This is a genomic window from Paenarthrobacter sp. GQ52 (genome assembly GCF_059759005.1).
On record NZ_JCAXEJ010000001.1, the window covers coordinates 22,994 to 34,670 of the forward strand.

8 protein-coding genes and 1 tRNA gene are annotated in these 11,677 nt (G+C 62.7%); 3 read left to right on the forward strand and 6 right to left on the reverse strand.

Annotated elements, in window-relative coordinates; genetic code table 11:
• Positions 1-12: 12 nt before the first annotated feature.
• A complete protein-coding gene (locus AC6CH8_RS00095; protein WP_243836685.1) occupies positions 13-714 on the forward strand; it encodes a GntR family transcriptional regulator in 702 nt (233 codons plus the stop codon).
• Here the strand turns inward: AC6CH8_RS00095 and AC6CH8_RS00100 are convergent, their stop codons facing one another.
• The 5 genes from AC6CH8_RS00100 to AC6CH8_RS00120 form a co-directional block, all read right to left on the reverse strand.
• Entirely contained in the window at positions 715-2,130 is a 1,416-nt protein-coding gene (locus AC6CH8_RS00100; protein ID WP_011773665.1) for a DUF4032 domain-containing protein, read from the reverse strand.
• On the reverse strand, positions 2,127-3,716 hold the full coding sequence (locus AC6CH8_RS00105; protein WP_498188113.1) for a beta-N-acetylhexosaminidase: 1,590 nt from the start codon (positions 3,714-3,716) through the stop codon (positions 2,127-2,129). Before AC6CH8_RS00105 ends, AC6CH8_RS00100 begins: the two co-directional genes overlap by 4 nt.
• Positions 3,717-3,876: 160 nt before the next feature.
• Positions 3,877-4,959 carry an ABC transporter ATP-binding protein gene (locus AC6CH8_RS00110; RefSeq protein WP_089593814.1) on the reverse strand — a complete coding sequence of 361 codons (1,083 nt, stop codon included), beginning with the start codon at positions 4,957-4,959 and terminating at the stop codon, positions 3,877-3,879.
• A 206-nt stretch (positions 4,960-5,165) separates the two neighbouring features.
• On the reverse strand, positions 5,166-5,963 hold the full coding sequence (otsB, locus tag AC6CH8_RS00115) for a trehalose-phosphatase (RefSeq protein ID WP_091465546.1): 798 nt from the start codon (positions 5,961-5,963) through the stop codon (positions 5,166-5,168).
• The gene (locus AC6CH8_RS00120; protein ID WP_498188115.1) at positions 5,953-7,455 is read right to left on the reverse strand and encodes an alpha,alpha-trehalose-phosphate synthase (UDP-forming); all 1,503 of its coding nucleotides are present in this window, start codon (positions 7,453-7,455) and stop codon (positions 5,953-5,955) included. Before AC6CH8_RS00120 ends, otsB begins: the two co-directional genes overlap by 11 nt.
• 175 nt (positions 7,456-7,630) lie before the next feature.
• Between AC6CH8_RS00120 and AC6CH8_RS00125 the strand changes: the two genes are divergently transcribed.
• Complete coding sequence (locus AC6CH8_RS00125) at positions 7,631-8,509, forward strand: DsbA family protein (RefSeq protein WP_498188117.1); 879 nt, start codon at positions 7,631-7,633, stop codon at positions 8,507-8,509.
• 157 nt (positions 8,510-8,666) lie between these two features.
• Positions 8,667-8,743: transfer RNA gene (locus AC6CH8_RS00130), tRNA-Thr, on the forward strand.
• Positions 8,744-9,287: 544 nt separating this feature from the next.
• Here AC6CH8_RS00130 and AC6CH8_RS00135 read toward each other — a convergent pair.
• Positions 9,288-11,675, reverse strand: a complete 2,388-nt coding sequence (locus AC6CH8_RS00135) for a beta-ketoacyl synthase N-terminal-like domain-containing protein (RefSeq protein WP_498188119.1) — start codon at positions 11,673-11,675, stop codon at positions 9,288-9,290.
• Between the last annotated feature and the right edge of the window lie 2 nt (positions 11,676-11,677).

Genomic DNA, 11,677 nt, shown 5'->3' on the forward strand with positions numbered 1-11,677 from the left:
GCGGACACTGGCATGAAGGGAAGTTCGACAGTGGCTGAGGCGATGCCGGAAACCGGAAATGGCCGCGACGAAGAGGCCCGCGCGGAGAACGTCTACCAACTGGTGTTGGAGGGCATCGTCACGGGCACGTACGCGCAAGGTATGCGGTTGCGGGAACGCGAACTTTCGGAGCTTTACAACGTCTCCCGTATTCCCGTGCGCGAAGCCATTCAACGCCTGGAGCAGGACGGCTTCGTTGCAACCTTCCCGCGCCGCGGTGCCGTGGTGCGCCAACTGACCCTGACCGATGTCAACGAACTCTTCGACGTCCGTCTCTGCCTGGAGACATTCGCCGCGCGGATGGCCGCCACGCGTGTAGCCGAAGGACGCGACGGCGGGCGGTTGGAAGAACTTATGGAGGCCTCCAAGGCAGCGATCGACGACGAACGCACCGACGACGTCGCCCTGATCAGCGCCGAGCTCCACGCCGAAATCGTTCGCCTATCCGGGAACAGGCTGCTGATTGAGTCCGTTAAGCCGCTGTTCGGAAGGATGCGCTGGATCTTCGGGCTGGCCCACAACCGCAGCAACGAACTCCAACGCGATGAGCACACGGAACTTTGCAACGCGATCCTGAAGGGTAAGCCGGACCTGGCCTACTCGCTGGCGTACTCGCACATTGAGCTGGGCCGCGAACCAGTCCTGGCCGGCCTCGCCGAGACGCTGGAGCCGTAGCTAGTCGTCAGCGTCCGGGTACTCGTCCTCGTCGTCGTACCGGCCCGATTCCTCCACCTCCACCTCAAGGATCTTGAGCAGTTCCGTGTCCGGGTTCAGCATGATGGCAGCTTCGTCACGGCGGTGTTGCAACACCGTGTCCAAGTAGGACTGGACGGTCTCAGCCAACGGGACGTACCTGTCCTGCTTCTGGCTCATGTACCAGCGGTGCTCCAGGACCTCGTGCACCACTTCCGCGGGCTCAAGTTTCCCAGCCAAGTGCCGGGGAATGGAACGCACAATGGGCTCGAAGATCTGGCTGACCCAGATATGGGCGCTGATTTCCTCGTCCAGGTCCGGGTTGTTGTCCGCCCGGAACTGGTCCATGTCGTTGAGGAGCCGGCGGGCCTGGTTCTCCTGGGCGTCCAGTCCGGTAAGGCGAAGCAGCCGCCGCTGGTGGTGGCCGGCGTCGACAACTTTCGGCTGGAGCTGGATGGTGGAGCCATCCGCCGTGGTCTTGATGGCGTACTCCTCCACGTCGAAGCCGAGCTCGTTGAGGCGCCTGATGCGGGCGGCCACGCGCCACCTTTCACCGAGCTCGAAGGACTCCTTCTCCGTCAACTCAGTCCAGAGCCGGCGGTAGCTGTCCATGATCAGCTCACTGGTAGCTACGGGATCCACTTTTTCCTCGATGAGCCCGCCGTCCAGCAGGTCCATCAGTTCGCCGGCGATGTTCACGCGGGCGATTTCGAGGTCGTATTCACGTTGGCCCATGGAGAGGTCCGGGTAGAGCTCGCCCGTCTCGGCATCCACCAAATACGCGGCGAAGGCGCCGGCATCACGGCGGAACAACGTGTTGGACAGGGACACGTCACCCCAGTAGAAGCCCACAAGGTGCAAGCGCACCAGCAACAGTGCCTGGGCATCGATGAGCCTGGTCAGGGTGTCCTTGCGCAGCATCTGGGAGAACAACGCGCGGTACGGCATGGAGAACTTCAGGTGCCGTGTGACCAGTACGGGGTTCAGCGGCCTGCCGTCCGCGGTGGTCCTGCCCGTAATGACGGCCACGGGCTCAACACAGGGAACGTCCAGCCGGGCCAGCTTCCGCAGCATGTGGTACTCGTGGCGGGCAACGTGCTCCGACGTTTCCTTGATGGCGATCACCGAGCCACCCAAGTGCGCGAAGCGGACGATGTGCCGGGAGATGCCGCGGGGGAGCGCGGCCAGGTTTTCGGCGGGCCAGTCTTCCAAGGCAATATGCCACGGGAGGTCCAGCAATTCCGGATCCGCAGCAGCGGCAGTGATGTTGAGGGAACCGATGACACTCGCAGGCGGCGCGGTGTCCTGCGCACTGGCGGCCTCGGTCCTGGGGAGCTTGCCGATCTGCCCGTAGTCGGTGGGTTCGTCGTGCCACTGGGCTTCGTTTTGCTCGCTCATGCCTCAATTGTTCCGTACTTGGAAGGGAAGGACGGCGTCGCGTCCGGAAACGGCCAGTTCGACGTCGCGGACCATTCGATGTCGGGCGCCTCCTGGAAGGCGACTCCCTGGCTGGCGAGCCGCTCGCCCAAGGCGCCCAAGCGGCGTCGGAAGTCACCCGCGTTGCGGACTTCCTGACCGGACCAGGCAACCTCGGCCAGGGAAATCGCCCTCGGGTAAAGGAGCCACTGGGCTTGCTGGTTGTCACGGACTGTTTCAGTCCACAGGGGACCTTCGACGCCAAGGATCCGATGATCTTTCAGCCCGCCTTGGGCAGGATCCCAGTTGTAGTACTCCGCCCAGGTGAACGGTCCGCCTTCCACCCACTCGAGTCCAACTGGCGAGTCCGGCGCGTACTTTTGGTCCAGGTACGTATTGGCGGCCGGCGACATGATCACGAGTGAACCGCCGGACTCCGCCTGTTGGACAACCGGAGCGAGGTCGCCGTGCCAGTACTGGATCACAGCGCCTTGGGGAAGGGCGCCCGCGGCGTACTCGTTCCAGCCGACCACCGTTTTGCCGGTCCCGGCGGCAATCCTGGCAAACTCCTGAACCATGGTCACGTAGTTCTCATGACCGGTCACCAAGGCTTCATCGCCACCAATGTGGAGGTACGGGCCGACCGTGATGGCCGCGAGCTGGCCGAGGACTTCCCGGACGAACTCATACGTTGCCGGCAAGTCTGAGGTGAGAGTCGACCAGCCCACCTCCGCCGTAGTGCTCATGGGTTTGGCTTGGCCGTCAGGGTTGAGCTGCGGAATGGCGGCGAGGGCAGCATTGACGTGTCCCGGGAGGTCGATCTCAGGTACCACGAGGACGTTCTTGCTCGCGGCGTAGGCCTGGATGTCCTTGAAGTCCTGCTGCGTGTAAAACCCTTCGCGCCCCCTCGCCGGCGTCGCAGTGGGCACTTCTACAGCGCCTTGGCCGCCGATCGCGGTCAGATTGGCGTAAGGCAGCCCGGACGGGTTGCCCGCGGACCCGGGATCGTGAATTTCGATGCGCCAGGCTTGGTCGTCCGTGAGGTGCAAATGAAGGGCGTTCAGCTTGAACTGCGTCATGACGTCGATCTGCTCTTTCAGCTCCTCCACGGTGAAGAAGCTGCGGGCGACATCCAGCATTAGCCCGCGGTACGCGAATCGCGGGGCGTCCGCAATCTCGACGGCGGGAATCACCCAAGTGCCAACACCCGGGTTGGAACCCTCAATGGCGGCTGGGAACAACTGACGGAGCGTCTGCACTCCGTTGAAGAGTCCAGCGGCAGTAGAGGCCGTGAGCCCGGCCCCACCTACGGTGACGCTTAGCGCATAAGCTTCCGGGCCGCCGTCGAACGTGTCCGTCAACTCGAGGGAGATGTCACCGGGGCGGGTGTCCTCAACGATGGGCAATTCGAAACCCGTGGCGCCGCGCAGCAGCGAGGCCAACTGCTCGGCGACCGGCACCGCTTGGTGGGGAGCGGCGATCCGCGCGGCAGGGGCAAGCGTGAAGGCCGACCCGTCCACAAGCGCGACGTGCGATGGACGGGGGATCAGGTTATCTGTGGTGTTCATGCCGTTCTTTCCAGGAGAAAGGTTAACGCGAGAGCGGCCCGACCGGGAGGGGTCGGGCCGCTATCTAAATGCGGAACGTACAGACGCGTCAGCGCCGCGATGGGCCCACGCCGGCAGGGTTCCCTGGCCGAGCGAAGCGAGGCTAGGGTGCCGGTGGGGACTAGTCGCCCAGGCGGAGACCGGTCTTGGTGTCGAACAGGTGCACGTGGCCGGACTGCGGACGAACGAAGATGGACTCGCCCTTCATCGGGGGGCGACGACCGTCGACGCGGGCAACGATGTCGTGGCTCTTGCCATCCAGGATGGTGTGGCCGTAGACGTAAGCGTCAGCGCCGAGTTCTTCGACGACGTCAACCTCAACCTGGAGGCCTTCGCCGTTGCCGACGGTCTCAAGGTCTTCCGGACGGGAACCGACTGTGACGGTCTGGCCGTGAGCTTCTTCGAGGATGTTGCGCGGCACGGGGTAAACCGTTCCACCGAACTGGACGCCGCCGTCCACTACAGGCAGTTCAAGCAGGTTCATGGCAGGGGAGCCGATGAAGCCTGCAACGAAGACGTTCTGCGGGCGGTCGTAAAGGTTGCGCGGGGTGTCAACCTGCTGCAGAAGACCATCCTTGAGGACTGCAACGCGGTCACCCATGGTCATTGCTTCGACCTGGTCGTGCGTCACGTAAACGGTGGTGACACCGAGGCGGCGGGTCAGGGATGCGATCTGCGTACGGGTCTGGACGCGGAGCTTGGCGTCAAGGTTGGAAAGCGGCTCATCCATGAGGAAGACCTGCGGGTTACGGACAATTGCACGGCCCATGGCAACACGCTGGCGCTGACCACCGGAGAGTGCCTTCGGCTTGCGGTCCAGGTAAGCCTCAAGGTCAAGAAGCTTGGCGGCTTCGCGGACACGCTCGGCGCGCTCTTCCTTGGAGACGCCGGCAATCTTCAGTGCGAAGCCCATGTTGTCCGCAACGGTCATGTGCGGGTACAGGGCATAGTTCTGGAAGACCATTGCGATGTCGCGGTCCTTCGGCGGTACGTCCGTGACGTCGCGATCGCCGATCAGAATGCGGCCGGCGTTGACGTCCTCAAGGCCTGCGAGCATGCGCAGCGAGGTGGACTTACCGCAACCGGAGGGTCCAACGAGGACCAGAAATTCGCCATCGGCGATGTCGATGTTGAGCTTATCGACGGCGGGCTTATCTGTGCCCGGGTACAGACGCGTAGCGTTATCAAAAGTAACTGTAGCCACAGTTATCAATCCCTTCACCGGCAGGTACGTGCCGGACGATCCGTTGTGAATGGTTCATTTTCTTCAGTTGAACTCCCCGGCCGATGGCCGGGGAGGATCGTGTGACGTCGCACGGTACTGTGCGTCACATCACATCCAAGAGTATGTCAGACTTTTGGACGAACTACCTAAATGTTACAAACGTCACATGTTGCGCTGGTCACTCGCTAGGCCTCCGCGGTCACCCGCCGGCGTTCCCGCAGCAAGGCTTCCAGTAACTCTGCCACGTGCACCGGCGCTTCCACCCGGTACTGCGCCTGGGTGAAGTCCAGGCCCACTTTGATGCCGACGTCGTCACCCATCAGCCGGCCGAGCGCATCCTCATCCGTGACGTCGTCACCGGCAAACAGGATGGCTGTAGCACCCGTCGCCTGACGGAGAAACTCCACGGCCTCACCCTTGGATGCGTGGACTACCGAGGTCTCCAGCACTCGCTTGCCGGTCTTCAGGTAGACCCCCGGATGCTCGCGGAGCACCCGCATGGCGGCCTCGACGGCGTCTTCGGCAACGTCGTCGTCGGCCATCCTCGTGTGGAGGACGACGCCGGCAGGCTTGTCCTCGAGCAACGTCCCCGGAGCGATGTTCACGATTTCCGCAAGAACCTCGCGGACCGCGGCAAGCTTCAGGCGCTGATCTTCGTCCAGTTCCAGGCCCAAAGAACCCTCACCCAGCCAGACCTCGGCGCCATGGCTGCCGATCAGCAGCGTATCCACCGGAGGCGAGGCGACCAGCCGCAAACTGTCCAGTGCGCGGCCTGAGATGAGTGCCGTCGTCGTGCGTGGCAGTTTTGCCAGGGCCTCCAGCGCAGCGGCGGACCGGGGCAGGGGGCGTGCGTCCTCCGCGTGGTCGACGAGAGGGGACAGCGTGCCGTCGAAGTCGAGGGCAACCAGGAGGTGCTCCGTGCCGGAAATACGTCGGACGGCGTCCAACAGTTCCGGTGACAGGGTGAGGTTTTCAGCTGTCATCACGCACCACCTTTTCCTCCAATGCAGCCAGGAACTCGGCTGACCAATGATCCACATCGTGGTCCAGGATCTGCTTGCGCATCAGCTTCATGCGGCGGCGGGCCTCCTTGGGCGGGAGGTTCACGGCACGCAGGATGGCCGACTTGAGTCCGTCAATATCGTGCGGGTTGATCAGGAGTGCTTGCTTGAGTTGATCGGCGGCACCGGCGAACTCGCTGAGTACCAAGGCGCCGTCGTCTTCCGAGCGGGCGGTGACATACTCCTTTGCCACCAGGTTCATGCCATCGCGCAGGGCGGTTACGAGCATGACATCCGCGGCAAGGTACAGCGCCACCATTTCCTCCACCGGATAGCTGTGGTGCAGGTAGCGGACTGCCGTGTTCTGGATGGTGTCGTAGGTGCCATTGATGTGGCCAACTGTGCCTTCGATTTCCTCGCGCAGCAGTCTGTACTGTTCCACGCGCTCACGGCTGGGGCTCGCCACCTGGATGAGTGTGGCGTCCTCCACCTTGATGCTGCCTTCGCGAAGGAGTTCCTCGAATGCCTTGAGGCGGTGGCCGATTCCCTTGGTGTAATCCAGCCGGTCCACACCCAACAGAATGGTCTTGGGATCGCCCAGGTCCTTGCGGATCTGCTTGGCCCGCTCGATGATGTCCGGCCTGGCCGCGAGCTCGCGGATCTGATCAACGTCGATCGAGATAGGGAAGGCCTGCGCACGGGCGATGTGGGTGACTTCGCCGTCCGGGCCCTTCACGTGAACCTGCTGCTGCTTGACGCTGGCACCTAGGAACCGACGTGCAGAGCGCATGAAATTGCCTGCGTCGCTGGGGCGCTGGAAGCCCAGCAGGTCAGCGCCCAGCAATCCGTCAATGATCTCCCGGCGCCACGGGAGCTGCGCGAAAATCTCCGGGGGAGGGAAGGGGATGTGGTTGAAGAAGCCGATCTTCAGGTCCGGCCGTGCCTCGCGGAGCATTCGCGGAACCAGTTGGAGCTGGTAGTCCTGGACCCACACGGTGGCGCGGTCGGCTGCGTGGCGAATGACGGCGTCGGCGAACTTCTTGTTGACCTGGCGGTACGAGTCCCACCACGTACGGTGGAACTCGGGCGGTGCGATGACATCGTGGTAGAGCGGCCAGATGGTCGCATTGGAGAAACCTTCGTAGTACAGCTCCACCTCGTGGCTGCTGAGCTGAACCGGAACCAGGTCCATGCCTTCGTGGCTGAACGGGCGCACAGTCTCGTCCGGGGCGCCATGCCAACCCACCCACGCGCCGTCGGACTTCGTCATCATCGGGGCGAGAGCAGTGACCAGGCCGCCGGGCGAACGACGCCAGCCATCTCCGCCGTCGTCGTTACCGTCGCTGCTGCACCGGTCCACGGGCAGCCGGTTGGAAACCACCATGAAATCGAACGTGCTCGCCGTGGGCTTCTTGGTTGGAGAAGCCTTGGCGCTTTGTTCGTTAGCGAGTTTTTCGCTTGCCAAATCCTGCATTAACGCTCCCTGGGGTTGCTGTGACTCAACTCCCAGCCTACTAGCGGAATCTTCCCGGGCAGTTGATCGTTCAACTACCGGGCCACGAGGTGTGGGGCAAAGCTCAAGTTTGCTCCCGTAAACTGACCCCGTTGCCCTAGCTATGCACTTTGACGTCGAATACCCCGAGGAACTGATGAGCCCCGCAAACGAACCACGCCTGTCCAAGGCCGAAAAGACCGCCCAGGCGCGGGAGAAAGCGCGTGCAATCCGCGAAGAACAGCTGAAGAAGGAGAAGCGCAACAAGCTCCTTGTCGGCTGGGGCATCGTGGTGGCCGTGGTGGTCATCATCGCTTTGGTTGCGTTTGTTGTTATCGGTAACGCTCAGAACAACGCGCCCGTGGCTGATCAAGGGCCAACACCGGCCAACGGCAACGTTCATGGCGGCATCACGCTGCTTGCCAACACCGAAGTTGTGAAGTCCGAACCTGCCTCGGTCAACGTGGCAGATGTGCCGGCTCCTCTTGATACCAAGCCGGCTACGGTGACCGTACCGGGTGGCGAGGCCGAGGCCGGCAAGCCCGTCAAGGTTGTTGCCTACATCGACTTCATCTGCCCGGTCTGCAAGCAGTTCGAGACCGCTTACGGCGAGTCACTCACTAACCTTCGCAATGAAGGCAAGATTTCCGTCGAGTACCGCGCCCTCGGCTTCCTGGACCGCCAGTCCACCACCAACTACTCATCCCGCGCAGCCAACGCTGCTGCCTGCGTAGTCAACTCTTCCCCGGAGAAGTACGCGGAATTTTTCAACCTGCTCTTTGAACGCCAGCCGGCTGAAGGCGGAGCAGGCATCTCCGACAACGACCTCAAAAAAATGGCCACCGAAATTGGTGCGGCAAACATCGACTCCTGCATCGACAGCAAGCAGTTCCGTCCGTGGGTGAAGGTCGCCACGCAGGAAGCTGCAGCAATCGGCGTCACCGGTACGCCCACCGTGTTCATCGATGGCAAGCAGTGGGACGGCAGGTCCGACCTCAACGCCGAGATCCAGACAGCCATTGGCGCCAAAGGCTAACCCCTTTTGAAAATCACGACGGCGGCTGGTCACCCTTGCGGGAGGCTGGCCGCTGTTGCGTGGTAGCGGTGTTGAGCGGTGAATTTCGTTGACGGGGATGGTCTGGGCTAACCTTATCTAGCGCTCTTTTGCGCTTTGCTTCGGGTAACCGGAGCGTGCCTCCTTAGCTCAGTTGGCCAGAGCACCGCTCTTGTAAAGCGGGGGTCGTCGGTTCGAATCCGACAGGGGGCTCCACGAGTGCAGTGTCAGTGGTTCGACGTTCTGTGACGCCAGGCTCCAGACGGCATCCCGGCTGGCGGCTGTGTGGACGTACCAATCCCCGTCCGCAGAGCTCTGCCAGCCGTAGTGCCACTGTGGGCTGAGCCGGAGTTCGCCCGTTTTTGGGCGGCGTGCCGCGTTGCCCATCGCTTTCCATAAGGCTTCACCTTGGGTCCATTGCTCGATGCCGACACTGGGCACACCCGTGACGCGCCCCAGCCATCTGAAGGCGGCGTTCCGTCTCTTTGGTGTCTCAATGTCCACACCTACCCAACTTCTTGCCCGTGCTGCGACAAGAATATTCTGCGTGTGTGAAACCGACCAGCCTGACAAACAGCTTCCGCAAAACCACCTGCCGTCCTCTGCCCGGATGACGTGGCAGGGTCGGGAGAGGTCATCCGGGCATCGGGTCGACTTCGCCGCTTCCGCGAGAAAGCGGGCACCGGACCGGGACCTGTACCGCCCAAAGTCGTCAGTAGGTGCTGGGCCTGTCGAATGAATCCATACATCCACCATCCTGTTACGTCGCGATGGTGACGGACTGGAAACTGCCTCCGGCCTCACACGTGGACACCAGGGTCCGGTAGACCTCTCCGGCCTTGCCGCTGCCTGGTACGAGTCCTGCAGGGCCGGACGCGACGACTCCGGCGTTGCCTGGGATGAACTTTTCCTGGCTCATCCACACTGCTTGTGCGACACCCAACAGACCACCTGAGGCGCCCGCATCGCCGAAGATTGCCTTGGGCGTCGAAATAGGCCGCCTGCTCAGGCCAGTTACCGCCAATGCCTCGATCTCCAAGGTATCCACGGCTTCCCGCCCGCAAGCGGCAGCAACAACGGCATCAACGGTTTCCGGTGAATGGCCGTCGAGGGCCAGCCGGAAGGACCGCGCCCAAGCCCCTGACCCTTGGCGCAGACGGCTGGGGCCACTGCCGTCACCGGTCATGCCAAAGTTCTCGATGCGGCCAAGAACTCTCCCGGGATCGACGCTGCCTTCGCTTTCCAACAGGATGGCCACGGCGGCACCGGAAATGACCCGGCCCGAGTTCGTGTAGGGGAGGCAGACCGAACGTGCCAAGTAGCCCGGAATCGGCGCGTAGGCGGCGAGCATCGCGTGCGGTGCTTCGTCCGCCGCCAAGACGATCATCCGGTCCACGACCCCGTTCGAGATGAGGTTCTGGGCGAAATGGAGCGCAGTGATCGCCCCCGTGTTGCCGGCACATATGGTCGCGGTGGGTCCTTGCAGCTTGTTCAACAACGCGACATGCCCGGGCGCGGCGTTCATGACCGTGTTAGGGAACAGCAGGGCGTTGCCGCTGCCCGTAGTCAGGAGCTCACGTTCGAACGCCTCAACGGTGGAGATCGGTCCGGTGCCGGTGGCGAACAACAGCCCGGTGCTGGTTGCCTCCGCTCGTGAGAGGCCCCGTTGTTTCAGGAGTTGGCTGACAGCCAGCGCCGACCTGCGTCCCAAGGTGTCCATGTGACGCAGGTACTTTGGGTCGATCCCTTTTTTGAGCTTGTCGACCGGAATGTCGCCAAAGGGGAAGGATCCGAATCCCTCGACCTCGACAGTCCCGTCACCGTAGACGGGCCGGCCCTCGAAAAGGGCGGCCTTTACGTCCTCAGTGGTGACGGCATCACCGGCAAGTGCGCCGATGCCGGTGATGACCACCGGTCGTACGCTCTTTGGTGCTTGGGCTGAGGGGTCAGCGCTGTATTCCCGGATGGCCAGCGAAGCGTTGTTGCCGCCGAAGGCAAACGAGTTTGAAAGCACGGTTTTCAGCCGCGCCTTCTTGGCTGTTTCTGCAACGATGTCCAGGCCTGTGGGTGAGCGCAGGCCGTCGGGTGTGACCGTTGGAGGCATCTCCTGGTTTTGGATGGCAAGCACTGATGTCACCGCTTCGATGGCTCCGGCGGCACCAAGGGTGTGTCCGATCATGGACTTCGTTGAACTTGCCGGGGGAGCGGCGCCCTCTCGCAGGTTGGCTATGGCTTTGGCTTCGACGCTGTCATTAGCGGCCGTTCCGGTTCCGTGGCCGTTAACGTAGTCGACGTCGTCGACAGTGTTCCCGGACATCCGCAGTGCCGCGTGCATGGCCCGTAACGCTCCTCGGCCCATGGGGTCCGGCGCTGTAGCGTGGTAAGCGTCGGCGCTGAGCCCGTACCCTGCGATTTCAGCGTAGATCGCAGCTCCCCGGCCGACAGCCGAAGCTTCACTTTCCAGAACAAGGAAACCAGCTCCTTCACCCAGGTTGAGTCCCGAACTCCGGGTGTACGGTGCGCAATGCAGGGGATCCAGTGCCTTCAGGCTGGAGAAACCACCGAAGGACAACAGCGCGAGCGGGTCAACGCCGCCGGCAAGGACCATGTCAGCGGCGTCGGATTCGAGGAGTTCGATCCCGTAGGCGATGGCGACAGCGCCGGCCGCGCAGGCGTTGGATTGGACACTCCGGGGTCCGAACAGCTGGAACTCAGAGGCAAGGTAGTCCGCGACGCTATGGAGTGGGTATTGCCGCAGCAGACCGGTGTTGGCTTTACGCAATCCGTCCTGTATCCACTGGCGATGGAATTCTTCTCCACTGCGGGCCCCGCCCAACGATGTTCCCAATGACAACGCGATTCTGGTCCGGTCAACGGGGGCCTGGTCGACCCGGGCATGGGTCAAAGCTTCGGTCGCGGCGGCTGAAGCCAGCCTGTGGCAGCGATCAACGTAAGTGGTCCGGGACGACGGGGGCCCCGTTTCCACTTCCGACTCGACTTGGCCACCCATTGAACTAACCAGACCGTCGGTAGGAACTACGGTCGTTCGAACGATCCCCGATTTTCCGTTGGATATGGATTCCCAGCTTTGTTCTGCGTCCGGGCCCACTGCTGCTCTGAGGCCGAAACCGGTGACAACTATTTTCATGG

What these genes read in the sequence shown, in the direction of transcription:
- AC6CH8_RS00095 (WP_243836685.1), top strand. Translation starts at nt 13, where the DNA reads ATGAAGGGAAGTTCGACAGTGGCTGAGGCGATGCCGGAAACCGGAAAT.
- otsB (WP_091465546.1), bottom strand. Translation starts at nt 5,963, where the DNA reads ATGACAGCTGAAAACCTCACCCTGTCACCGGAACTGTTGGACGCCGTC.
- AC6CH8_RS00135 (WP_498188119.1), bottom strand. Translation starts at nt 11,675, where the DNA reads ATGAAAATAGTTGTCACCGGTTTCGGCCTCAGAGCAGCAGTGGGCCCG.
- AC6CH8_RS00105 (WP_498188113.1), bottom strand. Translation starts at nt 3,716, where the DNA reads ATGAACACCACAGATAACCTGATCCCCCGTCCATCGCACGTCGCGCTT.
- AC6CH8_RS00100 (WP_011773665.1), bottom strand. Translation starts at nt 2,130, where the DNA reads ATGAGCGAGCAAAACGAAGCCCAGTGGCACGACGAACCCACCGACTAC.
- AC6CH8_RS00125 (WP_498188117.1), top strand. Translation starts at nt 7,631, where the DNA reads ATGAGCCCCGCAAACGAACCACGCCTGTCCAAGGCCGAAAAGACCGCC.
- AC6CH8_RS00120 (WP_498188115.1), bottom strand. Translation starts at nt 7,455, where the DNA reads ATGCAGGATTTGGCAAGCGAAAAACTCGCTAACGAACAAAGCGCCAAG.